The 26010-nt window shown below is 66.4% G+C and carries 23 protein-coding genes; 9 read left to right on the plus strand and 14 right to left on the minus strand.

Annotation, left to right across the window (positions count from 1 at the left end; all coding sequences use genetic code 11):
- The first annotated feature begins 67 nt into the window (after positions 1–67).
- The gene (locus FQV39_RS11325) at positions 68–868 is read left to right on the plus strand and encodes a creatininase family protein (protein WP_149130380.1); all 801 of its coding nucleotides are present in this window, start codon (positions 68–70) and stop codon (positions 866–868) included.
- A gap of 176 nt (positions 869–1044) precedes the next feature.
- Here FQV39_RS11325 and soxR read toward each other — a convergent pair whose 3' ends face one another.
- Positions 1045–1500: a redox-sensitive transcriptional activator SoxR gene (gene soxR / locus FQV39_RS11330; RefSeq protein WP_210251197.1), complete on the minus strand. Its 456-nt coding sequence runs from the start codon at positions 1498–1500 to the stop codon at positions 1045–1047.
- A gap of 76 nt (positions 1501–1576) precedes the next feature.
- Between soxR and FQV39_RS11335 the strand changes: the two genes are divergently transcribed.
- Both FQV39_RS11335 and FQV39_RS11340 read left to right on the plus strand, forming a co-directional pair.
- Positions 1577–2170: an NADPH-dependent FMN reductase gene (locus FQV39_RS11335; RefSeq protein ID WP_149130381.1), complete on the plus strand. Its 594-nt coding sequence runs from the start codon at positions 1577–1579 to the stop codon at positions 2168–2170.
- 366 nt (positions 2171–2536) lie between these two features.
- The gene (locus tag FQV39_RS11340; protein WP_149130382.1) at positions 2537–3301 is read left to right on the plus strand and encodes an MBL fold metallo-hydrolase; all 765 of its coding nucleotides are present in this window, start codon (positions 2537–2539) and stop codon (positions 3299–3301) included.
- A gap of 207 nt (positions 3302–3508) precedes the next feature.
- Here FQV39_RS11340 and FQV39_RS11345 read toward each other — a convergent pair whose 3' ends face one another.
- The 3 genes from FQV39_RS11345 to otnK all read right to left on the minus strand — a co-directional run bounded on the left by FQV39_RS11345 (position 3509) and on the right by otnK (position 7792).
- Complete coding sequence (locus tag FQV39_RS11345; RefSeq protein WP_149130383.1) at positions 3509–5038, minus strand: malonate--CoA ligase; 1530 nt, start codon at positions 5036–5038, stop codon at positions 3509–3511.
- Between the two features lie 29 nt (positions 5039–5067).
- Positions 5068–6402 (minus strand): malonyl-CoA decarboxylase, encoded by a 1335-nt coding sequence (locus FQV39_RS11350; RefSeq protein ID WP_149130384.1) that lies wholly within the window; start codon positions 6400–6402, stop codon positions 5068–5070.
- A gap of 106 nt (positions 6403–6508) precedes the next feature.
- Entirely contained in the window at positions 6509–7792 is a 1284-nt protein-coding gene (otnK, locus tag FQV39_RS11355; RefSeq protein ID WP_248313328.1) for a 3-oxo-tetronate kinase, read from the minus strand.
- Between the two features lie 288 nt (positions 7793–8080).
- Here otnK and FQV39_RS11360 point away from each other — a divergent pair, with 288 nt between their 5' ends.
- The 6 genes from FQV39_RS11360 to FQV39_RS11385 all read left to right on the plus strand — a co-directional run bounded on the left by FQV39_RS11360 (position 8081) and on the right by FQV39_RS11385 (position 14747).
- Positions 8081–9586: an ABC transporter substrate-binding protein gene (locus tag FQV39_RS11360; protein WP_149130385.1), complete on the plus strand. Its 1506-nt coding sequence runs from the start codon at positions 8081–8083 to the stop codon at positions 9584–9586.
- 145 nt (positions 9587–9731) lie between these two features.
- A complete protein-coding gene (locus FQV39_RS11365) occupies positions 9732–10676 on the plus strand; it encodes an ABC transporter permease (RefSeq protein ID WP_149130386.1) in 945 nt (314 codons plus the stop codon).
- Positions 10676–11557, plus strand: a complete 882-nt coding sequence (locus tag FQV39_RS11370) for an ABC transporter permease (protein ID WP_149130387.1) — start codon at positions 10676–10678, stop codon at positions 11555–11557. Before FQV39_RS11365 ends, FQV39_RS11370 begins: the two co-directional genes overlap by 1 nt.
- A gap of 18 nt (positions 11558–11575) precedes the next feature.
- Positions 11576–13375, plus strand: coding sequence for a gamma-glutamyltransferase family protein (locus FQV39_RS11375; protein WP_149130388.1), 1800 nt, complete (start codon positions 11576–11578; stop codon positions 13373–13375).
- 12 nt (positions 13376–13387) lie between these two features.
- Positions 13388–14116: a DUF1028 domain-containing protein gene (locus FQV39_RS11380; RefSeq protein ID WP_149130389.1), complete on the plus strand. Its 729-nt coding sequence runs from the start codon at positions 13388–13390 to the stop codon at positions 14114–14116.
- Between the two features lie 88 nt (positions 14117–14204).
- Positions 14205–14747, plus strand: coding sequence for a DUF2345 domain-containing protein (locus FQV39_RS11385; protein WP_149130390.1), 543 nt, complete (start codon positions 14205–14207; stop codon positions 14745–14747).
- A gap of 36 nt (positions 14748–14783) precedes the next feature.
- Here FQV39_RS11385 and FQV39_RS11390 read toward each other — a convergent pair whose 3' ends face one another.
- The 10 genes from FQV39_RS11390 to FQV39_RS11435 form a co-directional block, all read right to left on the minus strand.
- The gene (locus FQV39_RS11390) at positions 14784–15905 is read right to left on the minus strand and encodes a D-TA family PLP-dependent enzyme (RefSeq protein ID WP_149130391.1); all 1122 of its coding nucleotides are present in this window, start codon (positions 15903–15905) and stop codon (positions 14784–14786) included.
- Positions 15902–16360 carry a RidA family protein gene (locus FQV39_RS11395; RefSeq protein WP_149130392.1) on the minus strand — a complete coding sequence of 153 codons (459 nt, stop codon included), beginning with the start codon at positions 16358–16360 and terminating at the stop codon, positions 15902–15904. The genes FQV39_RS11390 and FQV39_RS11395 overlap by 4 nt, the downstream gene beginning before the upstream one ends.
- Before the next feature lie 50 nt (positions 16361–16410).
- Entirely contained in the window at positions 16411–16917 is a 507-nt protein-coding gene (locus FQV39_RS11400) for a GNAT family N-acetyltransferase (protein WP_248313329.1), read from the minus strand.
- Between the two features lie 157 nt (positions 16918–17074).
- Positions 17075–18238 (minus strand): amidohydrolase/deacetylase family metallohydrolase, encoded by a 1164-nt coding sequence (locus FQV39_RS11405; RefSeq protein WP_149130393.1) that lies wholly within the window; start codon positions 18236–18238, stop codon positions 17075–17077.
- Between the two features lie 155 nt (positions 18239–18393).
- A complete protein-coding gene (locus FQV39_RS11410; RefSeq protein ID WP_149130394.1) occupies positions 18394–19329 on the minus strand; it encodes an N-carbamoyl-D-amino-acid hydrolase in 936 nt (311 codons plus the stop codon).
- 112 nt (positions 19330–19441) lie between these two features.
- Entirely contained in the window at positions 19442–20350 is a 909-nt protein-coding gene (locus FQV39_RS11415; protein ID WP_248313330.1) for an ABC transporter permease, read from the minus strand.
- Positions 20347–21288 (minus strand): ABC transporter permease, encoded by a 942-nt coding sequence (locus FQV39_RS11420; protein ID WP_149130395.1) that lies wholly within the window; start codon positions 21286–21288, stop codon positions 20347–20349. Before FQV39_RS11420 ends, FQV39_RS11415 begins: the two co-directional genes overlap by 4 nt.
- 134 nt (positions 21289–21422) lie before the next feature.
- Positions 21423–23018, minus strand: coding sequence for an ABC transporter substrate-binding protein (locus tag FQV39_RS11425; protein ID WP_149130396.1), 1596 nt, complete (start codon positions 23016–23018; stop codon positions 21423–21425).
- Positions 23019–23234: 216 nt separating this feature from the next.
- Positions 23235–24647 carry an amidase gene (locus FQV39_RS11430; protein WP_149130397.1) on the minus strand — a complete coding sequence of 471 codons (1413 nt, stop codon included), beginning with the start codon at positions 24645–24647 and terminating at the stop codon, positions 23235–23237.
- An 11-nt stretch (positions 24648–24658) separates the two neighbouring features.
- On the minus strand, positions 24659–25888 hold the full coding sequence (locus FQV39_RS11435; RefSeq protein WP_149130398.1) for a M20 family metallo-hydrolase: 1230 nt from the start codon (positions 25886–25888) through the stop codon (positions 24659–24661).
- Positions 25889–26010 lie beyond the last annotated feature (122 nt).

Raw genomic sequence — 26010 nt, forward strand, 5'->3', positions numbered from 1 at the left:
CAACGCCGCGCCACCGGGTTTCTGCACAGAAACAAGGCAATCGCGCCGGCCCCTGACAGGCCTGATCATGACTGCACGTTTCTGGGGTGACCTGAAGAGTTCCGATTTCGCTGCGCTCTCGCCCGAGCGCACCGTGGCGGTGCTGCCGCTGGCCGCGATCGAGCAGCACGGCCCTCACCTGCCGGTCTCGGTCGACACCACCGTGATGAACGCCATGCTGGCCGAAGCGATGCCGCTGGTGCCGGCCGACCTCGACGTGCTCGTCCTGCCGACTCAAGCCGTCTGCAAGTCGAACGAGCATCTGCACTCGCCGGGCACGTTGACGATCGGCTGGGAGAGCGCGATCCGCGCCTGGATCGAGATCGGCGAGAGCGTGAAACGTGCCGGCTTCCGAAAGCTCGTGCTGATCACCTCCCATGGCGGCAATGTCGATCCGATGAAGATCGTCGCGCGGGAGCTGCGCGTCGGCCACGGCATGCTCGCCGTCACCACGGCCTGGATGTCCTTCGGCCTGCCGGACGGGCTCTATGACGAGCTCGACATCCGCCACGGCATCCATGGCGGCGATGTCGAGACCTCGCTGATGCTGCATTTCCGGCCGGACCTCGTCGATATGAGCAAGGCAGCGCCCTTCAAGCCGCATACGGTGACGATGGCCGAGGAGGGCTACACACATCTGCGGCCAACCGGCCCGCATGCCTTCGCCTGGATGGCGCAGGACGTGAACCGCTCCGGCGCAGTCGGCGACGCCAGCCTCGCGACCGCAGAGAAAGGCAAGGCGACGGCCGCCCTGCAGGCAAAGGGCTTCGTCCAGTTGATGGCGGATGTCGCGCGCCTGCCGCTCGATACGCTCTTCCAGGCGGGCTGAAGACCGTCGCGCCCATCCAGGAAACACCGTCATTCCGGGCGGAGCGCAGCGGAGACCCGGAATCCATCGTAGAGCGCAGCGACCTTCGATGGATTCCGGATCGGCGCCGCTTCGCGGCTTGTCCGGAATGACGGCGTGTTATTGTGAAAGGCGATAGGTTCCCCCCTTCCAGAGCCTCAATCGGGATCGAGGAGACGCGGACCCGGCCCCTCCTCGCCCAGCCGGTCGAGCGGATTGTGCAGCGGACAGTCGCGCACCGAGAGACAGCCGCAGCCGATGCAGCCGTTGAGATGGTCGCGCAACCGCGTCAGCCGGTCGATGCGGTGCTCCAACTCGGCCTTCCAGGCGGATGACAGCCGCGTCCAGTCCGCGACGGTCGGCGTGCGTTCCTGTGGCAGGGCCTTGAAGGCCTCGCGGATGGTCTTCAGCGGCATGCCGGCGCGCTGCGCCACCTTGATGATCGCGACCCGGCGCAGCACCTCGCGCGGATAGCGGCGCTGGTTGCCGGGCGTGCGATGGCTGCGGATCAGCCCCTCCGCTTCGTAGAAATGCAGTGCTGACACGGCGAGCCCACTACGGCGCGCGACGTCGCCGACGCTGAGTTCGCCCGGCAAGGACATCTGCTGGGACATCGGGAAAGCCTCTTGACCTTAACCTTACTTGAGGTTCTATAAGCCCTGCTCCCGCGATGCAAACCGGAGCGTTTCCATGCACCAGAAGGTCGATACCCGGATCAGGCTGGCCCTGATCTACGGCAGCAGCCGCGAGGGTCGCTTCTGCGACAAGGTTGCCGGCTGGGCGATTTCGCAGATCCAGGGCGACGGCCCGTTCGATCTCGCCATCATCGACCCCGGCGAGATCGACCTTCCCCCGCGCCATGTCAGCGGCAAGCACCCTGCCCTCGAGGAGCTCAGGCAGATCATCGGCTGGGCCGACGGCTTCGTCGTGGTGACGCCCGAATACAACCGTGGCTATCCGGCGATCCTGAAGTTCCTGATCGACGCGGTCGGGCCGGAATGGCGCGGCAAGCCGGTCGGCTTCGTCTCCTATGGCGGCATTTCGGGCGGCCTGCGCGCCGTCGAGCAGCTGCGCCTCGTCTTCGGCGAACTGCACGCCGCGCCGATCCGCGACGGCGTCGCCTTCGCCGATGTCTGGAGCCGCTTCGACGCCGAGGGGCAGTTGCTCAACGCCGACCGCGCCGAACAGGCGATGGCGGCCATGCTGGGGCAGCTGCATTGGTGGGCGAGCGCGCTGCGCAAGGCGCGAGAGACCGTGCCCTACGGCCAGTTCGCACCGGCCTGAGAGGCTGTCTGGCCACGCCAGCCCTCATCCTGAGAAGCCGCGAAGCGGCGTCTCGAAGGATGCTCCAGATGTCTCCGGAACCTCCTGGATCATCCTTCGAGACGCCATTTCTGGCGAAATGGCTCCTCAGGATGAGGGCTGGGGAGGTTGTCAAACGGGCCGTGATACGTCACGCGAACGTGGAAAGAGCTTCACAAATCCGAACTGGTCTCAGCGTGGCGGGATGCGGAACAATGCCCGTCCCGAGACTAGATCGCCGTGCGTCCTATCGGACGCAAAGTGGCGATCTAGCTCTTTGTTATAGCATCAGATTTTTCCGAAAAGTGGATTCCACTTTTCGGTCCGATGCTTCAGGAGCCGACGGATATGAAGCTCAAACTTCTCCGCAACGCGACGCTGAAACTCGACTATGGCGGCAGGACCTTCCTGATCGACCCCGATTTCGGCCCGCGCCATAGCCGCCGCTCCTTCACCGGGCGCTCGCAGAATCCGATGGTCGACCTCCCCGAGCCGATCGAGGATATCGTTGCGGGCGTCGACACGGTCATCGTCTCGCATCTCCACGCCGATCATTTCGATGAGGTCGCCAAGGAGCGCGTTCCGAAGAACCTGCCGGTCATCTGCCGGCCCGGCGACGAGGCTGCGATCGCCAAGGCGGGCTTCTCCTCGATCACCGCGATCGAGTGCTTCGTCAGGCTGGGATCGATCGTGCTGAAGCGGCACCCGGCCCAGCACGGTACGGGTGCCGTCGTCGAGACGATGGGGCCGGTGATGGGGCTGAGCTTCGAGGCGCCGGGCGAGCCCACGCTCTACTGGTGCGGCGACAGCGTGCTCTATCCGCCGCTGCGCGACGCCGTGACGGCGACCGGACCGGACATCATCGTCACCCATTCCTGCGGCGCGATGTGGGACAATACGCTGATCGTGATGGACGACGAGCAGACGCTCGATGTCGCTGATGCCTTCCCGCGCGCGACCGTGATCGCAACACATATGGAGGCGCTGGACCATGCCACGGTGAGCCGAGCAGCCTTGCGGAAGGCGGCCAAGGAACGCGGCGTCGACATGCAACGCCTGCGCATTCCCGCCGATGGCGAGACGATCGAGCTCGGCGTGCCGGCGCTGGTGTGATCGGAGCTCGCTAGCCGTCATGCTCGGGCTTGACCCGAGCATCTCGGAGAAGGGAGCGTCATTCCGGGCGACCCCTCGGGTCCGGCCTTTGGCCGGCCCAAGGACAGGCTCCGGGAGACCCGGAATCCATCGTAGAGCGCCGGACCCTTCGATGGATTCCGGATCGGCGCCGCCTTGCGGCTTGTCCGGAATGACGAGGAGGCGGTCTTACTCGCCGGCCTTGAGCTGCTTGGCGTAGATGTCCTTGTACTGCTCGCGCAGCAGGTTCTTCTGAACCTTGCCCATGGTGTTGCGCGGCAGCTCGGCGACGACGAAGACCTGCTTGGGCTGCTTGAACTTGGCGAGCCGCTGCTCCAGCGCCCTGGCGATGGCCTGCGCAGTGATGTCGGCGCCGGGCTTGGCGACGACGACCGCGGTGACACCCTCGCCGAAATCGGGATGCGGCACGCCGATGACGGCGCTCTCGATCACGCCCGGCATCTCGTCGATCTCGGTCTCGACTTCCTTGGGATAGACGTTGTAGCCGCCGGTGATGATCAGGTCCTTGCCGCGCCCGACGATATGGACGTAACCGGCGGTGTCGATCTTGCCGAGATCGCCAGTGATGAAGAAGCCGTCCGGCCGGAACTCGGCCTTGGTCTTCTCGGGATTGCGCCAGTAGCCCTTGAAGACGTTCGGACCCTTGACCTCGATCATGCCGATCTCGTCGGCGGCGAGCGCCTTGCCCGTCTCGGGATCGGTAACGCGCGCCGAAACGCCCGGCAGCGGGAAGCCGACCGTGCCGGCCACACGATCCCCCTCATAGGGGTTCGAGGTGTTCATGTTGGTCTCTGTCATGCCGTAACGCTCGAGGATGGCGTGGCCGGTGCGGGCGCTCCACTCCCGATGCGTCTCGGCCAGCAGCGGCGCCGAGCCGGAGACGAAGAGGCGCATATGCTTCGTCGCCTCCTTAGTCAGGCGGGCATCCTGCAAGAGCCGGACATAGAAGGTCGGCACGCCCATCATGCTCGTCGCCTGCGGCAGGTATTTGAAGACCTGCTCAGGATCGAATTTCGGCAGGAGGATCATCGAGGCGCCGGCCAGGAGAATCACGTTCGTCGCGACGAAGAGGCCATGGGTGTGGAAGATCGGCAGGGCGTGCAGCAGCACGTCGTTCTTGGTGAAGCGCCAGTAATCGACCAGCGCCAGCGCGTTCGAGGCGAGGTTGTCGTGGCTGAGCATCGCGCCCTTGGAGCGGCCGGTCGTGCCCGAGGTGTAGAGGATGGCGGCAAGATCGTCCGCGCCGCGCTCGACATCGGCGAAGCTCGTCGAAGCGGCCTTGGCCTTGTCGAGCAGGCTGCCGACACCGACGCCCAGCGTCTCCAGCTTCGCGCCGGCCTTCTCGGCATAGGGGCGCAGCGCCTCGGCCTTGGCCGGATCGCAGACGAAGACCGCCGGCTCGGCGTCGCCGAGGAAATACTCGATCTCGGCCGGGGTATAGGCGGTGTTGAGCGGCAGGAAGATCGCGCCGGCCCGCACCGTGCCGAGATAGAGCATCAGCGCCTCGAAGCTTTTCTCGACCTGCACCGCGACGCGGTCGCCCGGCTTCACGCCGAGGCCAACCAGGGCGTTGGCGAAGCGGGCGGAGACAGCGAGCATGTCGCCATAGGAGAAGCGCCGGCCGTCATCGAGCGCGGCGAAGGGCGCATCCGGCGCCGGCATGCGCGAACGGATCAGGTCGAACAGGTGATTGCCCATGATTTCGGGTCCTTTCAGGCGTTTTCGTCTCAGTTCGCGGCAGGACGCAGGAGCTTGCGCACACTGGACGAGGCCACGACCGTGTTGCGGGTAGCGAAGGCCTCGTGATTGGTCTCGATGTCGTTGAGGTCGTAGCGGTAGTTCACCATCACGCCGTGCGACTCGCGCAACCCGCGCGCCGAGAGATTGCCGCCGACATTGATGCGCTCCAGCCGCGCGCCGTTGCCGAGGTGGAAGCGCGCGACCGGATCGATGACCCGGCCGGAGGCCGTGCGGGCCCGCAGCAGATACTCCGCCGTCATCTGGCCGAGCAGCTTGTCGCGGCGCGCCTTCGTCGCATCATCGAGCGAGATGGTCTCGCCGGCCGGGCGGGCAAGCTCGGAGCGCTCCTCGTTGGTGAGAGCGACGTCGCCCGGCTCCGCCGCGACGCCGGCGAGCCAGCGGGTGAAGCCAGGCACCGGCGAGAGCGTGACGAAGGTGTCAAGCCCCGGCAGCTCGCGCCGCAGATCCTCGGCGACCTGCTTGATCAGGAAATTGCCGAAGGAGATGCCGCGAAGGCCCTCCTGGCAGTTCGAGATCGAGTAGAACACCGCGGTCGTCGCCTCCTGCGCCGGCAGCATCTCGCGCTCGGGCTGAAGCACCTCCCTGATGCTGTGCGGAATCTCGCTGGTCAGCGCGACCTCGACGAAGATCAGCGGCTCGTCGACGAGCTGGGGATGGAAGAAGGCGAAGCAGCGCCGGTCGGCCGGCTCGAGCCGGCGCCGGAGATCGTCCCAGCCCTGGATTTCGTGGACCGCCTCGTAGCGGATGATCTTCTCCAGCACATTCGCCGGCGTGCGCCAGTCGATGCGGCGCAGGACGAGGAAGCCGCGGTTGAACCAGGAGCCGAAGAGATGGCGGAAGTCATCATCGATCGCCTTGAGGTCGGGCTGCGTCTCCATCGCCTCAAACAGTGCTTCGCGCATGCGCACCAGCACAGGCGTGCCTTCCGGCGCGAGGTTGAGGCGGCGCAGCAATTCCTGCCGGCGCGGCTCGGCTGCAAGGTGGAGCGCCGATACCGCCGCCGCATCGGGCTTGCTGCGATAGGCCTCGATCGCTTTGTCGAGCCGGCCATGGTCCGGTCCGAAGCGCTCCTGCAACAGGTTGAAGAAGGCGAGCCGGCCGGGCTTGTCGAGCCGCTGCCAGGCTTCGAGCACCGCCTGCGCCAGCGCCATCCCGGACGCTTCGCCCCGGCCGGACAACAGATCTTCGCAGAGGCGGTCGATCGGACGGGCGCGATTGCCGAGGAAGCGCTCGAAACCGATCAGTGCGCGGCCACGGTCGGCCACGCTCGTCAGAAGTTCGCCGAGAAACGCCATATCCATGCGGGCTCCCAGTTCGACCCGGCATCGCACCATCCCGAAAACCGGGATCCACTTTTCGGGTCGATGACCTGATCCTATACGAGATTCAGCGCAGGCAAATCGGGCATCAGCGCAGCAGCTTCCAGGCTTTCAGGAAGAAATCCGGCGTACCGAAATTGCCCGACTTCAGCGCCACGACCATGTCCGGCCCGTCGACCACGCGCGTCCAGGGCACGCCGGGGTCGATTTCCGGGCCGATCTCCAGCGTGCGGATGCCAAGACCCAGCACGGTCGCGCCCGAGGTCTCGCCGCCCGCGACGAGAAGCCGCGTCACGCCGCCTTCCGAAAGACGCCGCGCCAGCTCCGCGAAGGCATGCTCGACGATGCCGCCAGCCTTGTCGCGCCCGAGCTTGTCCTGCACGGCCGCAACCTCGGCCGGATCGTCGCTGGAATAGACCAGAAACGGCTTGTCCTGCGGCTGCGCCAGCGCCCAGGCGGCGAGCCCGGTCGCATCCTGGCTGCCGTCGGCTAGGGCGAGCGGATCGACCTTGAGCGCCGGATAGCCCGCTTCCAGCGCAGCCTCGATCTGGCCGCGCGTCGCCGTCGAGCAGCTGCCGGAGATGATGCCGGCGCGGCCAGCTGGCGCCTTCAACTCCTGCGGCCCGGGACGCTCCGGCAGCAGGCCGGCCCGGCGGAAGTTCTGCGGCAGGCCCATCGCGATGCCGGAACCGCCCGTCAGCAGGACATGCTCGGACACCGCATGGCCGAGCGTCATCAGGTCCTCGTTGGTCAGGGCGTCGGTGACGGCATAGCGGACGCCATCAGTCTGCAGCTTGGCGAGGCGCGCCTTCACGGCGGAGGGGCCGGCCAGCACGGTGACGTAGTCGACGAGGCCGACCTCGGTCTTCGCCTGCGCCGCCATCAGCCGCATCAGGTTGGAATCCCGCATCGGCGTCAGCGGATGGTCCTTCATCGAGCTTTCATGCAGCGGCACGGCGCCGACGAAGAGATAGCCCTGATAGATCGAGCGGCCATTCGCCGGGAATGCCGGGCAGACGATCGCGAGTTTCGCGCCCAGCCGCTCGGCCAGCGCGTTCGCCACCGGGCCAATATTGCCTTCGGCGGTGGAATCGAAGGTCGAGCAGTATTTGAAGAGGATCTGGCGCGCGCCGCCCTTCAGCAGCGCTTCACAGGCGGCAAGCGAATCTGCCACGGCCTCGGCCACCGGATTCGTCCGCGACTTCAGCGCGACGACGACGGCGTCGGCCTCCGGCAGCGTGCCGGCCGGCGGCACGCCGATGACCTGGACGGTGCGCATGCCGGCGCGGTTCAGCATCAGCGCGACATCGGTCGCGCCGGTCATGTCATCGGCAATCACGCCCAGCAGCATGCGGTCCTCTCCCTCGGCCATCCGGCTCGGTTCTATGCCTGGCAGTTTTAGCGGTCGATTGCCGCCGAGGCGACCGCCATCGTCGCATCCGCCGTTCCCCTTGAAGGCATGCGCCACAGCCTTGCACGATCGACGTTCAGCGCTGCCTTTCGATCAGGCAGTGCTGCCTGCGAATTGATGCGGCGCATGATCGACGGCCCCGTCATTCTGAGTCAGGTTGGTGCCATGAGGAACGAATTCGGCGTGGCAGATGCGAAGCGAGCCGGCCGGACACAGTCCTTACAATCATTCGGCACAAGGGGGAGAAGCATGAAGCTGTTGAAGGTTGCAGTCTCGGCCGCCGCGCTCGCACTCGCGACGCTGCCGGCGCTCGCCCAGGCCCCCTCCACCCTGCGCATCGGGCTGCAGGAAGACCCCGACATGCTCGACCCGCACAAGGCGCGCACCTTCGTCGGCCGCATCGTTTTCATGGGGCTGTGCGACAGGCTCGTCGACATCACGCCCGAGCTGAAGCTGGTGCCGCGGCTGGCGACGGAATGGAATTTCTCCGCCGACGGGCTGACGCTGACCATGAAGCTGCGCAGCGATGCCAAGTTTCACGATGGCGAGTCCTTCAATGCCGAAGCCGCAAAGGCCAATCTCGAACGCGCGATGACCCTGCCCGACTCGCTGCGCAAGTCGGAGCTGGCCTCGGTCGACAAGGTCGAGGCACCCGATGCCGCGACGCTGGTGCTGAAGCTGAAGCGGCCCGACGCCACGCTGCTCTCGCAGCTGACCGACCGCGCAGGCATGATGCTCTCGCCCAAGAGCCTCGCCGGCGATGTCACGGCGAAGCCGGTCTGCTCCGGCCCCTATAAATTCGTCGAGCGGGTCCAGAACGACCGCATCGTGCTGGAGAAGTTCAAGGAGCATTGGGAGGCGGACAAGTACAATTTCGACCGCATCATCTACCGCTCGATCCCCGACACGACCGTTCGCCTCGCCAATCTGCGCTCGGGCGAGCTCGACATGCTGGAGCGCCTCGCGCCGACCGACGTGAAGTCGGCTCAAGGCGACAAGTCGCTCAAGGTGATGAGCATGGCCAATCTCGGCTACCAGGGCATCACCATCAACACCAACAATGGCGAGGCCGCGAAGCAGCCGATGGGCCAGGACAAGCGCGTGCGCCAGGCGCTGTCGCTCGCCATCGACCGCAAGGTGCTGAGCCAGGTGGTGTTCGAAGGGCTCTATGAGCCGATGAACCAGCCGTTCAACCCGGGCAATTTCTACATCAGCGCCGATCTGCCGGTTCCGGCCCGGGATGTCGCCAAGGCCAAGGCGCTGCTCAAGGAGGCCGGGCAGCCCAAGGTCACGGCCGAGCTCTTCGTCACCAACAACCCCGTGGACGCCCAGCTTGGCCAGGTCATCCAGGCGATGGCGCAGGAAGCCGGCATCGACATCCAGATCCGCTCGACCGAGTTCGCCAGCCAGCTGCGCGACCAGCAGCAGGGCAAGTTCCAGATGAGCCGGATCGGCTGGTCCGGCCGCATCGATCCGGACGGCAACATTCACCCCTTCGTCACCACGGGCGGCGGCCAGAACGACGGCAAATACTCCAACCCCGAGGTCGACCGCCTGCTGAACCAGGCCCGCACCGTCTACGAGCCGGCTGTGCGCAAGAAGCTCTACGATGCGGCGCAGAAGATCCTGCAGGACGATCTGCCGATCATCTATCTCTACAACCAGACGGTATTCTTCGCGATGCGCGCGAATATGCAGGGCTTTGTGATCAATCCTGACGGGATGATCCGGCTGGCTGGACTGAAGCGCTCGTGAGGACTTCTGCCAGGTCGACAACCGTGCCGTCATCCCGGGCGGCCGAAGGTCGACCCGGGATCCATCGTAGAGCGCAGTTCCCTACGATGGATCCCGGAGTTCCGCTTCGCTGCATCCGGGATGACGAAGCGGTTCCGGGCGCGCCATGTTCACCCTAATCTTCCGCCGCATCCTGATCGCGATACCGACGCTGTTTCTGGTATCGGCCTTCGTCTTCGCCCTGCAGCGCGCGCTGCCGGGCGACCCCTTCCTCGTCATCGCCGGCGAGGAGCGCGACCCCGCGGTGATCGCGCGGTTGCGCGAGATCTATCACATGGACGATCCCGTGATCGTCCAGTTCTTCGCCTGGCTGGGACAGGTGGTTCAAGGCGATTTCGGCCGCTCGCTGCGCACTGGCGAGCCGGTGCTGAACCTGATCCTGCAGAAGCTGCCGGTGACGATCCAGCTCGCCACCGCCGCTATCCTCGTCGCGATCTCGATCGGCATCCCGATCGGCATCCTGGCGGCGCGGCGCAAGGGCACGATCGTCGACTACTCCGCCAGCGCGGTCGCGCTTTCCGGGTTGTCGATCCCGAATTTCTGGTTCGGGATCATGCTGATCCTGCTTGTCTCGGTGCACCTGAAATGGCTGCCGGCCTCGGGCTATGAATCGATCTTCGTCGATCCCTGGGAGGCGATCCAGCGGCTGATCATGCCGGCCTTCGTGCTCGGCAATGGGCTTGCCGCCTTCCTGATGCGTCATACCCGCTCGGCGATGCTGGAGGTGCTGCGCTCGGACTATGTCCGCACGGCGCGCGCCAAGGGGCTCGACGAGGATACCGTCGTCCACCGCCATGCGCTGCGCAACGCGCTTGTGCCGATCATCACGCTGACGACTCTGCTCTTCGGCGAGTTGCTCGCGGGCGCGGTGCTGACCGAGCAGATCTTCACCATTCCCGGCTTCGGCAAGCTGATCGTCGATGCCGTGTTCAATCGCGACTACGGCGTGGTGCAGGGCGTGGTGCTGTGCACGGCAATCGGCTTCATCCTGATGAACCTGCTGGCCGACATCCTCTACATCCTCGTCAATCCGCGCCTGAGGACCGGCTGATGGCGTCGCTCGATTCCATTTCCGCCGCCGGGCCGGCGACCGGCATCACGGCGCGGCCCGGCGTGCTCGCCCGGCTCGTGCGCAACAAGTCCGCGCTGATCGGCGGCGGGCTCGTGCTGATCTTCGTGCTGATGGCGGTGCTCGCGCCGATCCTGCCGCTGGCAGACCCGTTCAAGTCGAACTTCCTCGCCATCCGCAAGCCACCCTCGGAGCTCTACTGGTTCGGCACGGACGAACTCGGTCGCGATCAGGTCTCGCGGCTATTCTTCGGCGCGCAAGCCTCGCTGCTCGCCGGCATCGTCTCGGTGCTGATCGCGGTGGCGATTGGCCTGCCCTTCGGAATGCTGGCGGGCTGGTATGGCGGCTGGACCGATATCGCGATCTCGCGCGTCACCGAAGCGCTGCTCGCCTGCCCGTTCCTGATCCTCGCCATCGCCTTCGCCGCGGTGCTCGGCCCCTCGCTGACCAATGCGATGATCGCGATCGGGCTTGCAGCGGTGCCGATCTTCATCCGGCTGGTGCGCGGCCAGGTGATGAGCGTGAAGATGGAGGATTTCGTCGAAGGAGCACGCGCGGTCGGCGCGCGCGACCTCCGGCTGATGTTCCGCCATGTGCTGCCCAACACCCTGTCCCCCATCGTGGTGCAGTCGACATTGTTCATGGCGCAGGCAATCATCCTGGAAGCCGCCCTCTCCTTCCTCGGCCTCGGTCAGCAGCCGCCCGCGCCGTCCTGGGGTCAGATGCTCAACGTCGCAAAGAATTTCATGGAGCAAGCGCCGTGGATGTCGGTGGCGCCGGGCGTCTGCATCTTCCTGGCGGTGCTCGGCTTCAACCTGCTCGGCGACGGCTTGCGCGACGCGCTCGATCCAAAAGAAAACTAGGCTTTCAAGGACACGCCCATGTTTACGACCCGCCCCGAAATCCTCGGCACCTTCGGCGTCGTCACCTCGACGCACTGGCTCGCCACCGCCTCCGGCATGGCGATGCTGGAGAAGGGCGGCAACGCCTTTGATGCCTGCGCGGCAGCCGCCTTCGTGCTGCAGGTCGTGGAGCCCCACCTCGTCGGCCCGGCCGGCGACATGCCGGCCGTGTTCTATTCGGCCGACAAGAAGAAGGTCGAGACGCTCTGCGCACAGGGACCGGCCCCGCAGGCGGCGACCATCGCCGCCTACAAGGCGCTCGGCCTCGACCTGATCCCCGGCTCCGGCCTGCTCGCCACCGTGATCCCCGGCGCCTTCGGCGGCTGGATGACGCTGCTGCGCGACCATGGCCGACTGAAGCTGCGCGAGGTTCTTGAGCCCGCGATCGGCTATTTCGAGAACGGGCACCCGATGCTGCCGCGCGTCTCGGATTCGATCCGGGAGCTGACCGAGCTTTTCACCAATGAATGGACCACATCGGGCGCGGTCTATCTGCCCGGCGGCAACGTGCCGGAGGCGCGCAAGCTCTTCGCCAACAAGGCCGCCGCCGCGACCTACAAGCGCATCCTCAGCGAGGCGGAAGCCGCCGGCTCCGACCGGCAGGAGCAGATCCAGGCCGCCTATGATGCCTGGTACAAGGGCTTCGTCGCCGAGGCGATGGATCGCTTCTGCCGCACCACCGAGGTCATGGACTCGTCGGGCCGCCGCAACAAGGGTCTGCTGACCACCGACGACATGGCGAATTGGCAGCCGACCTACGAAACGCCGACCTCCGTGAGCTATCACGACTGGGAGGTCTTCAAGATCGGACCCTGGGGCCAGGGTCCCGCCTTCCTCCAGACGCTGAAGATCCTGGAGGGTGTCGACCTCGCCGGGATGGGACCGGCCAGCCCTGAATTCGTCCACCACGTCGTCGAAGCGATGAAGCTCGCCTTCGCCGATCGCGAGGCCTATTACGGCGACCCGGAGTTCGTGAAGGTCCCGCTCGAAACCCTGCTTTCGGCGGATTACGCTGCAGCGCGACGCAGCCTGATCGGCGAGCGCGCCTCGCTGGAGCTGCGCCCCGGCATCGTCCCGGGCTATGAGGCGCAGGTCGTGCATGCGCTGAAGGCGCTCGGCGCCATCGCCCAGCCGGGCCAGGGCGGCGCCAGCGTCGGCGAGCCGACCATGGCCTCGATGGTCGCAGCCGGACGCAAGGGCGACACCGTCCATATCGACGTCATCGACAAATGGGGCAACATGATCGCGGCCACGCCCTCGGGCGGCTGGCTGCAATCCTCGCCGGTCATCCCGGAGCTCGGCTTCCCGCTCAATTCGCGGGCGCAGATGTTCTGGCTGGAAGAAGGCCTGCCGTCCTCGCTCGCGCCGGGCAAGCGCCCGCGCACGACGCTGACGCCGTCGATCGCCTTCGAGAAAGGCGAGCCCCGCCTCGCCTTCGGCACGCCGGGCGGCGACCAGCAGGAGCAGTGGCAGCTCGGCCTCTTCCTGCGCCGGGTCCATCACGGTCTCAACCTGCAGGAGGCGATCGACCTGCCGCTGTTCCACACACAGCACTTCCCCTCCTCCTTCTATCCGCGCGCCTCGCGTCCGGGCCATATGATGATCGAGGAGAGCATCGGTGCCGCTGCACTCGCCGAGCTGGAGCGCCGCGGCCACGCCATCGAGAAGGCGCCGGCCTGGACAGTCGGGCGACTCACTGCGGCGGAACGCAGCGCCGACGGGCTCTTGCGCGCGGCGGCCACGCCGCGTCTGATGCAGGCCTATGCCGCCGGCCGCTGAGGAACTAGCCGCATGACCTGGTCCATCGTCGCGCGCGACGCTGCCACCGGCGCCTATGGCGTCGCCGTCTCGACCTGTGCCTTCGCCGTCGGCTCGCGCGTCCCCTATGGCGGCGGCCGGACTGGCGCCATCGCGACGCAGGCCTTCGTCAATCCGCTCTACGGTGTCGACGGCCTGAGACTGCTGCAGGAGGGCCGCTCGGCCCTCGAGATCGTCGCGACCCTGACGGCGGCCGATGAGGGCCGTGCCCATCGCCAGCTCCATGTCATCGACCGTGACGGCAGGATCGCCGCCCATACGGGCGCGGCCTGCATCGATTGGTGCGGGGCAGTGGACGGGCCGCAGGTCTCGGTCGCCGGCAATATGCTCGCGGGACCGGAGGTCGTGCAGGAGACGCTGAAGGCCTATATCGCCGCCTCGGGGCTCGATTTCGACGAGCGGCTGCTGGTGGCGCTCGAAGCCGGCGAGAAGGCTGGCGGCGACAAGCGCGGCAAGCAATCCGCCGCGATCCGCATCTGGAGCGGCGAGCCGGTGCCGAGCTTCGACATCCGCGTCGACGATCACGCCGATCCGCTCAAGGAGCTGCGCCGGCTCTGGCGCGTCGCGCATCAGCGCTACGTGCCGTTCCAGCAGGCCTCGCCCTCGCGCAGCCGTCCGGCCGGCGTCACCGACCGGACCGAGCTCGACAGGCTTTGCGACGACTACGCCGCCGGCTGGAACGCGCGGCATCCGGAACGGTAACAACCCAGGCAGTGCTTTCTCGACGCGAGTTCGGCATGCTAGATTGACGCTTGGTCACCTCGTCATTGCCGATGAACGGGAGGCTACGATGGCCGATGCGGATGTCGATAGCCTTCAGCGGCGCATCGCAGCGCTCGAAGCCCAGATCGCGCTACTGACCCAGGCGATCTCGGTCGACAGGGCCGGCAACATAACCATCAGCGCGGCAAGCCGGTTGACGATCCAGAGCGGCGGTCCTTGCGCGATCCAGGCCGGCAGCACGCTCGCCCTCTCCGTCGGCAGCAATATGAGCCTCGCCGTCGCCGGGCGGCTTCAGATCGCCGGAGGGCAAGGAATCGCGCTCGATACCCGCTACTTCACCTTGAATGCGACGGTGAATCTCGAGCTCGCCAGCGCCAAGACCTTGGCGATCAAAGCCGAACGCGAAATGAACGTCGTCGCAGGCAAGGCCCTCACGGCAACGAGCGCGGATACGACGCTGCTGCGAAGTGGCGATGCTCGGCTGAACCTGAAGAAGGATGGGACCGCCGAGCTGCACGGCCGCGATATCACGATACAGGCCAGCGGACGCTTCACAGCGAAAGCGTCCTCCGACCTGGTCCTGAAAGGCCCGCGGATTCTACAGAACTGACATTCCCGACGTTAGTCTGCCTGACGTCAGCTTGCCTTACGTCAGCTTTCCGCGAGCAGCGACGGGCAGTTCGCCGATCAGCTTGTCACCGCGCACGGTGATCAGCCGGTCGACCATGTTGACGACAACGCAGACATGGTTCGGCACGATGCGCACCACCTCGCCGACCACCGGCCGCTCGTTCGAGCCGGACAGGTCGAGGAAGCCATGCTCCTCGGCGAACTGCGCGATCCGCGCCCTCGGATATTCGAGGATGTAGCCGTGGCCGTCGAGATTGCCCTTGTCGCTGGTCAGCGTCTTCGAGCCTGAATCGAGGATGCCGCGCTCCGGCGCCGCCCGGCTCACCACCGAGGCGTAGACCGTCAGCGCGCAGTCATCGAGCGTCGCGACGCCCGCTGCGATCTGCATGCGGTCATTGAAGATCGAGGTGCCCGAGCGATGCTCGGTCGCGCCCTTGAGCTTGCCCATGTTGGGGATGTTGGGCGAGCCGCCGGTCGAGACGATGTCGGCCTTGAGGCCTGCGTCGCGCAGACCGGCATTGGCGGTATCGAGGAAGACCTGCGTTCGCTTCCAGCCATCTTCGGGCGGATACATCAGGAAGCCGGCGAAGCGCAGACCCGGCGATGCCGCGATCATCTTCGCAAGCTCGACCGCCTCTGCGGGCGTCTCGACGCCGGCGCGCTTGCGGCCGGTATCGCATTCCACGACGACTTCGAGGTCGCGCCCGGCGATTTCGGCGGCGCGCGGCAGGCCCGAGATGGTGACCGGGTTGTCGGCGGCGACGATCATCCTGACGCGGCGCTGCAGCGCGCCGAGGCGCCCCAGCTTCTCCTCGCCGAGGATGTTGTAACTGATCATGATGTCGTCGAGGCCGCCATCGGCCATGACCTCGGCCTCGCCGAGCTTCTGACAGGTGATGCCGCGCGCGCCGGCCTCGATCTGGAGCCGCGCCAGCTCGGGCGACTTATGCGTCTTGATATGCGGACGGTTGGCGACACCGGCGGCATCGCAGGCAGCCTGCAGCCGGGCGATGTTGGCATCGACCTTGTCGAGGTCGATCACCACGGCGGGGGTGCCGTAAACGCGCGCGATCTCGGCCGCGAGCGGCGTGGCGGCCGGCTGATCGACAGCCGGCGAGGTGGTGGCGGTCACGGTCATGGCAGCACCTTGATGATGACTTCGATCTCGACGGTCATGCGGTTCGGCAGCGAGCCCATGCCGACGGCGGAGCGGGCATGGCGGCCACGATCGCCGAGCACGGCGACGAACAGGTCCGAGCAGCCGTTGATGACCTTGGGATGGTCGGAGAAGTCCGGCGCGGCGTTGACCATGCCGAGCAGCTTCACCACCTCGACCTTGTCGAGCGAGCCCACAGCCTTCTTCATCGCCGCAAGCAGGCCGAGACCGGTCTGCTTGGCGTGTTCATAAGCCTGCTCGATCGTGACGTCGGCGCCGACCTTGCCGGTCGGATAGGTGCCGTCGGCCCGCTTCGGCCCCTGGCCTGAGAGATAGACCATGTCGCCGACCTGCTTGAAGCTGACATAGGTGGCGACCGGCGTCGGCACCTCCGGCAGCGTCAGCCCCAGTTCCTTCAGCCTGTCCTCGGCGCTCATGGCATTCCTCTCTTCGATTGTCGCCGACATCTGTGCGCCGGCGTCTCCTGTCAATTCTGCAAATCGCGGCGCATGTAGCGGGCCGCATCGTCATAGCTCGCAAGCTTGCGGGCAAGCGCCGGGTCATGCACCTCGCGAAAGCCCTGGCGCTGCCAGAAGCCGGTCGAATCGTTCACCGCGACCAGCGCGAGGCTGGCGAAGCCGGCTCGCATCGCCCGCTCCGCAATCTGCGCAACGATCCGCCCCGCAGCGCCACCGCCCCTGCCCGCCGGCAGAAGCGCGAGGTCATGGATATACCAGTTCCCAGCGCCGGGCGGGATGGCGCCAAGCAATGAATTCAGCGCCGGAACCGTGCCGACCGGCCAGGGATGGCTGACGAGGTAGCCGAGCAGGCCGCCATCTTCGCCGGCCAGTACATGGCAGCCCTCGGAAGCCAGTTGCAGCCGTTCCGCGAAGACCGCTTCGTCCTCGGGATAGCTCGGATGCACCACGGCCGCGATCCGCATCACGGCCGGAAGATCGGCCGGCGCCATGCGGCGCCAGAGCGCGCTTCGCAACAGACACTCCCTTCGTCATTCCGGGGCGAGCCGAAGGCTCGAACCCGGAACCCGCGACCGGGTGCTACGCTTCGAAGCAGTCATATCCACAAGGTTCACCCAGTCGTGGGTTCCGGGTTCTTCGCTGGCGCGAAGCCCCGGAATGACGAGGTGGGGATTACGCGGCGACCTTCGGGAACTTGCTCGTCCGCTTCGGGTGCCACCACTTGCCCTTGAGCACGACGCCCTCGGAGACGATCTTGCGGTCGCCGATCAGGTGCTCACCGACGACGTCCTCGTAGTCGAACTTGCCTTCCTTGACGGTGATGATCGTCGCGTCGCCGAGCGAGCCGACCCTGAGCGAGCCGTATTCCGGGCGCTTCAGCGCCATGGCGGCGTTGACGGTCGAGGCCGCGACGACGTTGTTCAGGCTCATGCCCATGCAGAGGAACTTCGACATGGTGGTGACCTGGTCATAGGCCGGGCCGTCGATGCAGAGCTTGTGCACGTCGGAGGAAATCACGTCCGGTTCGAAGCCGTTGGCCAGCATGGCGCGGGTGGTCTTGAAGGAGAACGAGCCCTTGCCGTGGCCGATGTCGAAGATGACGCCGCGCTTGCGGGCCGCGAGCACCTCCGGCTTCACCGTGCCTTGCGCGGTCGCAGGAGCGTTCGGGAACGGGCGGAAGGCGTGGGTCAGCACGTCGCCCGGCCTGAGCATGCCGATGACTTCCTCATAGGACGGCGGCGGATGGTCGATATGGCACATCAGCGGCATGCCGACCTCGTTCGCCACCTGCAGCGCGATGTTGAGCGGCACCGTGCCGGAGGTGCCGGAGGCGTGGAGACCGACGCGGACCTTGATGCCGACGATGTAGTCGCGGTTCTTGTCGGCGACCTCGACGCAGTCGATCGGGTTCATCAAGCGAAGGTCGCCACTCTCGCCGACCATGACGCGGTGGTCGAAGCCGTAGATGCCGGCATGCGAGACGTGAAGATAGGCGAGGATGCGCGCCTGGCTCTGCTCGATGACGTGCTTGCGGAAGCCCGCCCAGTTGCCGGGGCCGGCCGAACCGGTATCGACCGAGGTGGTGACGCCGGACATCCGGCAGAATTCGTCGGCGTCGATGCCGAGCGAGGTGCCGCCCCAGTAGACATGGGTGTGCAGGTCGATCAGGCCGGGCGTGACGATGTAGCCGGAGACGTCGCGGATCTCCTTGGCGCCCTTCAGGTCCTTGCCGAAGCCGGACACCTTTCCGTCCGTGAAGGCGACGTCGAGGATGCCGTCGTGCTTCTGCGACGGGTCGATGACGCGGCCGCCCTTCAGGATGAGATCGTGAGTCATGGGTTTTCCCGTATTTTGCTTTCAGAACAGGGTGCCGTCATTCCGGGCGTAGCGAAGCGCAGACCCGGAATCCATCACGGGGCGCAACGCCCTCCGATGGATTCCGGACCTGCGCGACTTCGCCGCTTGTCCGGAATGACGGCTGAAAAGATTGGTCACAACGGTGCTACCGCGCCCTTGCGCTCAACGATCAGGCCGTAGGCCTGGGGCTCGCGATGCCTGGCGAAATTGAAGGTCGAGGCCTTATAGCTCTTTCCGAGGTCCATGTCGCAACGGGCGACAACCAGTTCGTCGCCCTCGGTCACGGCCTGCGCGACGACCTCGCCGGTCGGGGCGATGATGCAGGAACCGCCGATCTGGTCGACGCCGGCCTCCAGCCCTGCCTTGGCGACACCGACGACCCAGCTGGCGTTCTGATAGGCGCCAGCCTGCATCACGAGCTGGTTGTGGAAATTGCCGAGCCGGTCGTGGTCCGGCGCCGGCGGGTTGTGCTTGGGCGTGTTGTAGCCGAGCACGATCAGCTCGACATCCTGCAAACCCATCGAGCGGTAACTCTCGGGCCAGCGCCTGTCGTTGCAGATCATCATGCCTATATTCGCGTTCATCGTCCGCCAGACAGGCCAGCCGAGCTCGCCGGTCTCGAAATAGCGCTTCTCGAGATTCTGGAACGGCGCTGCGGGGCGGTGCTCGGGATGGCCCGGCAGATGGATCTTGCGGTATTTGCCGACGATCGCGCCGGACTTGTCGACCAGGATCGCCGTGTTGAAGCGGCGCTTGCGTCCCTGCTCGAAGGCGAGCTCGCAATAGCCCAGATGGAAGCCGATGCCGAGGCGCTTGCTCTCCTCGAACAGCGGCGCGGTCTCGTTCGAGGGCATCGCGCTTTCGAAATAGCTGTCGATCTCGGCTTCGTCGTCGATCCACCAATGCGGGAAGAAGGCGGTGAGCGCCGCTTCCGGGTAGACGACCAGATCGGCGCCGTGCCCCTTGGCCTGCCGCATCAGCTCGACCATACGGGCGACGGCCGAGGCCCGGCTTTCATCGCGCTGGATGGGGCCGAGCTGGGCGGCGGCGACGGTCAGAATGCGGGTCACGTCATAGGCTCCGGATGAAGATCACCCTGCCGTCAAGGCTTCGAGGCACTGAGCCGGCGCGTCAAGCGCCGGCAATGCAGGGCGAGGGTTGTTCCTGCTGCGGGGCTGGTCCTCAGATCGATTTCGCGAGGCGCGGATCGAGCGAGTCGCGCAGACCGTCGCCGAGCATGTTCACCGCCAGAACGGTGAGCGAGAGGAAGACGGCCGGGAACAGGATGATGTGCGGCCGGACCTGCCAGAGCGCCCTGCCCTCGGCCATGATGTTGCCCCAGGACGGCGTCGCCGGCGGCACGCCGGCGCCGATGAAGGACAGGATCGCCTCGACGATCATGGCGCTGGCGCAGATATAGGTCGCTTGAACGCTCATCGGCGCAAAGGTGTTCGGCAGGATGTGGCGCCAGATGATGCGCGGCACGCGCGCGCCGTTGGCCACCGCCGCCTCGACATAGGGCTGCTCGCGCAGCGACAGCACCACGCCGCGCACGAGGCGCGCCACGCGCGGGATCTCGGCGATGGTGATGGCGATGATGACGTTGCCGACCGAGCCGCGCGTGAGCGCCATCAGGGCGATGGCGAGCAGGATCGGCGGGATCGACATCATGCCGTCGATGACCCGCATGATGATGCCGTCGGTCCAGCGCACGAAGCCGGCGAAGAGGCCGATGGTGAGCCCGACAATCGAGGACAGGATCGCGACGCTGAAGCCGACAAGCAGCGAGACACGCGCGCCGTAGATCACGCGCGAATAGATATCGCGACCGAGCATGTCCGTGCCGAACCAGTAGAGCTCGGAGGGCATGCGCGTGCGCCTGCTCGGCGAGATCGCGGTCGGATCTACGGTGCCGAGTAGCGGTGCGAAGATGCCGATGAGCGCCATCAGGATCAGCAACCCGCCGCCGATCGCGACGGAAGGATGCCGGCGCAGATACCGGCGGAAGCGGGCCGAGCGGCTGAGCGTGGCCTTAACCGGCTCAGCGGCAGCGGCGACGGCCGGGGCCGGAATGGAGGATTGAGCGGTCAATAGCGGATCCTCGGGTCGACGAGGGTATAGGTCAGGTCGATCAGCAGGTTCACGAGCACGTAGACCAGACTGAACATCAGCACGACGCCCTGGATGACCGGGTAGTCACGCCGCAGGATGGCGTCGACGGTGAGCCGGCCAAGACCGGGAATGGCGAAGACGCTCTCGGTGACGACCGCGCCGCCGATCAGAAGCGCGATGCCGATGCCGATGATGGTGACGATCGGCACCGCCGCGTTCTTGAGCGAATGCAGGAAGAGCACGTCCTTCTGCGACACGCCCTTGGCCTGGGCGGTGCGGACATAGTCCTGCTGCAGCACCTCGAGCATCGTGGCGCGGGTGATGCGGGCGATCAGCGCGATATAGACGAGCCCGAGCGTCACCGACGGCAGGATGAGGTTCCTGAGCCAGGGCCAGAAGCCCTGCGAGATCGGGGTGTAGCCCTGCACCGGCAGCCAATCGAGCTTCAGAGCGAAGAAGTAGGCGAGCAGATAGCCGACGACGAAGACCGGCACAGAGAAGCCGAGAACGGCGAAAGCCATCGCTCCCTTGTCGATCCAGCTCCCCGCCTTCCAGGCGGCGATGACGCCCATCGGAACGGCGACGACGACGGCGAAGATCAGCGTCAGCACCATCAGCGAGACGGTGGGCTCGATGCGCTGGGAAATGAGCTGCGTCACCGGCAGGTTGGTGAAGATCGAGGTGCCGAGATCGCCCTGGATCACGCGGAAGGACCATTCGGCGAAGCGGACCAGATAGGGGCGATCCAGCCCCAGACTCGCACGGATGCGCTCGACATCGGCAGGCGAAGCCTGGTCGCCTGCGATGATGGCCGCCGGATCGCCCGGCGCGATGTAGAGCAGCGAAAAGACAAACAACGCCACGAAGGCCATGACGGGGATGGTCGTGATGATGCGTCTGACGACGAAAGCAAACATAAAGCCGTCGAACCTCGTTCAGATCGAACCCTGGGGACCCGCGGCCCGGTGTCCTTCCGGGTCGCGGCGAGGCGAAGTGCCGGAGCCCGGCCGGCTCCGAGGGGCGGAGCGGCTCAGCCGCCCCGCAAGAAAAGTCAGCCCTTGGCGACATCCCAGAAGAACGGCAGCGGCCCGCTGACGACCCCCGAGACGTTCTTCCGCCAGGCCTGGTAGCCGAGATAGAAGCCCGTCGGCGCATAGACGACGTTCTCAACCGCCGCCTTGTTGAGCCTGGCCATGGCAGCCTTCTCGCCGGCGAGGTCCTTGGCGTTGAACCAGTTGGTGACCTCGGTCTCGACCGCGGGCACGTCGGGCCAGCCGAACCAGGCCTTCTCGCCATTGGCGCGGATCGCCGTATAGGCGGCCGGATTGATGCAGTCGGCGCCGGCATGCCAGGTGTGGAACATGCTCCAGCCGCCCTGCCCCGGCGGGGTCTTTTGGGCGCGGCGCGAACCGACCGTGCCCCAATCGGTGGCGACGAAATCGACATTCATGCCGATGCTCTTGAGCAGTTCGGCCGTGACGTCGCCCATCGACTTGGTGGCGGCCATGTCCTGCGCGACGATGCAGACGACCGGCTCGCCCTTGTAGCCGGACTCGGCGAGGAGCTTCTTGGCCTCGGCGACATTGCGCTTCTTCAGGATGTCGCCACCCTCCTCGGTGTAGAGCGGTGTCCCGGGGGTGAAGAAACCCGGCAGCGGCTTCCAGAGCTTGTCGTCATCGCCGACGACCGCGCGCATATAGTCTTCCTGGTTCAATGCCGTCAGCACGGCCTGACGTACCTTCACGTTGTTGAAGGGCGGGAAGAGGTGGTTCATGCGGAAGGCGCCGATATTGCCGAGCGGATCGCCGATATCGACCTTGATGTCCTTGTGCGCCTTGAGCACCGGCACGAGGTCGGAGAGCGGGGTCTCCCACCAATCGACCTCGCCGTTCTGGAGCGCAGCGGCGGCCGTCGCCGGGTCGGGCATGATCAGCCACTCGATCCGGTTGACGAGGATGTTCTTGCCGCCGGCAAGCCAGTCCGCCTTCTCGGAGCGCGGCTTGTAGTCCGCGAACTTCTCGAACACCGCCTTGGCGCCGGGAACCCAATCGGCGCGCAGGAACTTCATCGGGCCGGAGCCGACATATTCGGTGATCTGGGTGAAGGGATCGGTCTTGGCGATGCGCTCGGGCATGATGAAGGAGCACGGCGCGTTGTTCTTGGCGAGCGCCAGCAGCATCTTCGGGAAGGGCTGCTTCAGCGACCATTTCCAGGTCAGCTCGTCGACCGGCACCAGTTCGACCTGGATGGCACGAATCATCAGGCCCATCGGATCGCGCGCCGACCAGCGCACCAGGCTCGCGACCACGTCCTTCGAGGTGACCGGCGTGCCGTCATGGAACTTGAGGCCCGAGCGCAGCTTGAAGGTCCAGGTCAGGCCGTCGGAGGAGACCTCCTCGGCCTCGACCATCTGGCGCTGCGGCTGGAACTTGGAATCGATGCCGTAGAGGGTGTCCCAGACCAGCGCGGCGGCGTTGCGGACGACGTATTGCGTTCCCCAGATCGGGTCGAAATTCGCGAGATTGGCCTGCGGCACGAAGCGCAGGGTCTTGGTCGCCCCCTGCGCCAGCGCCGGCATTGCCAGCCCGCCTGAAGCAGCGGCCAGACCGGCGCCCGTCGCGGATTTCAGAAACGTCCTGCGATCCATCAATGCTCTCCCCTGAAGCGGCGTCTCTGATCGGGCTGCCTTGCCGCAAGTTTGAGCAGAAAAATCCTGCCTGACAACACACAGCCGCGCCCGATCAAGGCCGTCCGACCGCCTGCACGGTTCGTGCCAGACGGAACTTCAGAGGCGGGAGCCGGTATTTCCGGCTCCCGGAGGGAGTTTTCGGGTGGTTTGAGGCGATCGCGAAAAAAATCGCGATTAAATCGGTTTGACGGGGGCGTCGACGCGCGCGAACGGTCTGGCCTGCTCGAAGGCAGCCGCCGCCCGCAGCACGAGCGCGTCCTTGCCGAAGGCACCGACGATCTGGAGCCCGGCCGGCAAACCCGCCTTGGTCAGGCCGCAGGGCACAGAGACCGCCGGCTGCTCGGTGACGTTGAACGGGTAGGTGAAGGGCGTCCAGCGCGTCCAATCCTCACCATAGGCGCCATGTTCCGGCGTGTTGCGTCCCGCCGCGAAGGCCGGCAACGGCAGCGTCGGCGTCAGCAGCAGGTCGTAACGGGCGTGGAACTGCGCCATGCGATGGGCCAGCGCATTGCGCTGGTTCAGCAGGGCATCGACATAAGCGGAGGCCGGGATGCTCTCGCCGAACTCCGCGACCGCGACGAGGCCCGGATCCATCCGGGACCGCCCGGCGGCATCGACGCTACGGAGCGCCAGAGCTGCCCCGGAGGCCCAGATCGTCATCAGCGTCTCGATCGGATCGGCGAAGCCGGGGTCGACCTCCTCGACGGTCGCGCCGAGCTCGGCGAAGACCTGCGCCGCCGCAGCCGTCAGCGCGGCGATCTCGGGATCGACGGTGACGTCCTGGCCGAGGCGCGGCGACCAGGCGACGCGCAGGCCGCGGACGCCGCCCTTCAGCCCGTCGACATAGTCCGGCGGACGGTCCGTCAGCGCCGTCATATCGCGCGCATCGGGCTGGCCGATCACCTTCATCGCCAGCGCCGTATCGGTGACGGTGCGGGTCAGCGGCCCGAGATGGGCAAGGAAGCCCATGGTCGAGATCGGCCAGGCCGGGACGCGGCCATAGCTCGGCTTCAGGCCGACGACACCGGTAAAGGCAGCGGGGATACGCACCGAGCCCGCCCCGTCCGTGCCAAGATGGATACAGCCGAGATTGAGCGCGGCGCAGACGGCCGCGCCGGAAGAGGAGCCGCCCGGCCCCGTGCCGGTGTTCCAGGGATTGCGGGTGATGCCGGAGAGCGGGGAGTCGCCGACACCCTTCCAGCCATATTCCGGCATGGTGGTCTTGCCGAGGAACACCGTGCCGGCTTCTCGCAGCCGCGCCGTCGCGGGAGAATCCTCCGTGAAGGGCACATCGGAGGCGACCGCCGAGCCGCGCCGCATCGGCCAGCCGGCGACGCCGAGATTGTCCTTGATGGTGACGGGCACGCCGTCGAGCGGGCCGATCGCCTCGCCCTTCAGCCAGCGCGCCTGCGAGGCTTCCGCCATCGCCAGCGCGATCGCCTCGTCACGGACGACGAAGGCGTTGACCTGCGGCTCGAAGCGCTCGATGCGCGCCAGCGCATCCTTCGCGACATCGACCGGGGAGAGTTCCTTGCTGGCGTAGAGCGGCCCGAGCTCGGCGGCGGAAAGCGAGGCGATCGTCGTCATGCAGGGACCTTTCAGGCGTTGGCGACGCGCCAGGCAGTGCTGAGCAGGATGTTGGCGCCGGCGGCCATGTCGTCGTCGGTGCTGAATTCGGCGGGGTTATGCGAGAGCCCGCCGATCGAGGGGATGAACACCATCGCCGTCGGGCAGAGCCGCGCCATCATCTGCGCATCATGGCCGGCGCCCGAGATCATCCGCCGGATCGGCAGCCCGAACTCGCCAGCGCTCCGCTCGACCTCGGCGATCAGTTCCTCGGCAAACGGCGTCGCCGGGAAACGCGCGAGGTCGCGGAAGGAGATCTCGATGCCATCGCGCTCCGCGAGCTCGGCACAGAAGCGGCGCACCGCCGCCTCGGCCTGGGCGAGTGGCGCATCGAGCGGGTTGCGCAGGTCGAGCGTCATCACCACCGTCTCGGGCACGACATTGACGTTGCCGGGCTGTACGCGGATGACGCCGGAGTTGGCGAGCTGGTGCGGGATCGTCTTGGTCAGCTCGTTGGCGAAGATGTTGATGCGCGCGGCAGCAAGACCCGGGTCCTTGCGATACGCCATCGGCGTCGTGCCAGCGTGGCTCGGCCGGCCCTTGAGGGTCAGCTCCAGCCAGCAGATCGCCTGGATGCCGGTGACGGCACCGAGGCCGCCGCCCTCGTTCTCCAAAACCGGCCCCTGCTCGATATGGAGCTCCAGATAGGCATGCGCGGGCAGGAAGCCCGGCTGCTCCGCACCTTCGTAATCGATGCGCTTCAATTCGGCGCCGAGGCCGACGCCCTCGGAATCGACCTCCTTATGCGCCGCTTCGACGCTCATGCCGCCGGCCCAGACATAGGAGCCGAGCATGTCGGGGTGGAAGCGCGCGCCCTCCTCATTGGTGAAGGCGATGACGGCCATGTCGCGCTTCGGCGTCAGCCCGGCATCGCGCAGCGATGCCAGAACCTCGACGCCGGCGACGACGCCGAGCGCACCGTCGAAGCGCCCACCGGTGCCGACCGTGTCGATATGCGAGCCCATGATGACGGCGGGACCGTCCTGCCGACCTTTCAGGATGCCGACGATGTTGCCGATCGCATCGACCCGGACATCGAGGTCGAGCGCCTTCATCTGGCCGACCAGCCAGTCCCGACCCTGCCGATCCTCATCGGTGAGGGCAAGCCGACGGCAACCTCCTTCCGGCGTCGCACCGATCTTCGAAAGTTCTGCCAGGCGCGAGGCCAGCCTCGCGCCGTCGATCCTCAGATTGGTGCTCATCGGTCCAGACCCTCCAGCGATCTGCGAGGCAAGATGCAGACCGCGACGGGACTTGTCGACCCGCGTCCAGCGCATCTGCTTCGGGCGTCGTCAGTCATGGCTGTGGCTGTTTCAATGCCGCA

Origin of the sequence: Bosea sp. F3-2, from assembly GCF_008253865.1 — a bacterium.
GTDB lineage: Bacteria > Pseudomonadota > Alphaproteobacteria > Rhizobiales > Beijerinckiaceae > Allobosea.

Bases quoted from the DNA above. Each gene is read 5' to 3' on its own strand.
- FQV39_RS11395 (WP_149130392.1), bottom strand. From the start codon at position 16,360: ATGAGCGCCGAGGACAGGCTGAAGGAACTGGGGCTGACGCTGCCGGAG.
- FQV39_RS11405 (WP_149130393.1), bottom strand. From the start codon at position 18,238: ATGACTCACGATCTCATCCTGAAGGGCGGCCGCGTCATCGACCCGTCG.
- FQV39_RS11335 (WP_149130381.1), top strand. From the start codon at position 1,577: ATGCACCAGAAGGTCGATACCCGGATCAGGCTGGCCCTGATCTACGGC.
- FQV39_RS11430 (WP_149130397.1), bottom strand. From the start codon at position 24,647: ATGACGACGATCGCCTCGCTTTCCGCCGCCGAGCTCGGGCCGCTCTAC.
- FQV39_RS11425 (WP_149130396.1), bottom strand. From the start codon at position 23,018: ATGGATCGCAGGACGTTTCTGAAATCCGCGACGGGCGCCGGTCTGGCC.
- FQV39_RS11420 (WP_149130395.1), bottom strand. From the start codon at position 21,288: ATGTTTGCTTTCGTCGTCAGACGCATCATCACGACCATCCCCGTCATG.
- FQV39_RS11365 (WP_149130386.1), top strand. From the start codon at position 9,732: ATGTTCACCCTAATCTTCCGCCGCATCCTGATCGCGATACCGACGCTG.
- FQV39_RS11375 (WP_149130388.1), top strand. From the start codon at position 11,576: ATGTTTACGACCCGCCCCGAAATCCTCGGCACCTTCGGCGTCGTCACC.
- FQV39_RS11370 (WP_149130387.1), top strand. From the start codon at position 10,676: ATGGCGTCGCTCGATTCCATTTCCGCCGCCGGGCCGGCGACCGGCATC.
- FQV39_RS11380 (WP_149130389.1), top strand. From the start codon at position 13,388: ATGACCTGGTCCATCGTCGCGCGCGACGCTGCCACCGGCGCCTATGGC.
- FQV39_RS11340 (WP_149130382.1), top strand. From the start codon at position 2,537: ATGAAGCTCAAACTTCTCCGCAACGCGACGCTGAAACTCGACTATGGC.
- FQV39_RS11360 (WP_149130385.1), top strand. From the start codon at position 8,081: ATGAAGCTGTTGAAGGTTGCAGTCTCGGCCGCCGCGCTCGCACTCGCG.
- FQV39_RS11390 (WP_149130391.1), bottom strand. From the start codon at position 15,905: ATGACCGTGACCGCCACCACCTCGCCGGCTGTCGATCAGCCGGCCGCC.
- FQV39_RS11345 (WP_149130383.1), bottom strand. From the start codon at position 5,038: ATGGGCAATCACCTGTTCGACCTGATCCGTTCGCGCATGCCGGCGCCG.
- otnK (WP_248313328.1), bottom strand. From the start codon at position 7,792: ATGGCCGAGGGAGAGGACCGCATGCTGCTGGGCGTGATTGCCGATGAC.
- FQV39_RS11435 (WP_149130398.1), bottom strand. From the start codon at position 25,888: ATGAGCACCAATCTGAGGATCGACGGCGCGAGGCTGGCCTCGCGCCTG.
- FQV39_RS11385 (WP_149130390.1), top strand. From the start codon at position 14,205: ATGGCCGATGCGGATGTCGATAGCCTTCAGCGGCGCATCGCAGCGCTC.
- FQV39_RS11350 (WP_149130384.1), bottom strand. From the start codon at position 6,402: ATGGATATGGCGTTTCTCGGCGAACTTCTGACGAGCGTGGCCGACCGT.
- FQV39_RS11325 (WP_149130380.1), top strand. From the start codon at position 68: ATGACTGCACGTTTCTGGGGTGACCTGAAGAGTTCCGATTTCGCTGCG.
- soxR (WP_210251197.1), bottom strand. From the start codon at position 1,500: ATGTCCCAGCAGATGTCCTTGCCGGGCGAACTCAGCGTCGGCGACGTC.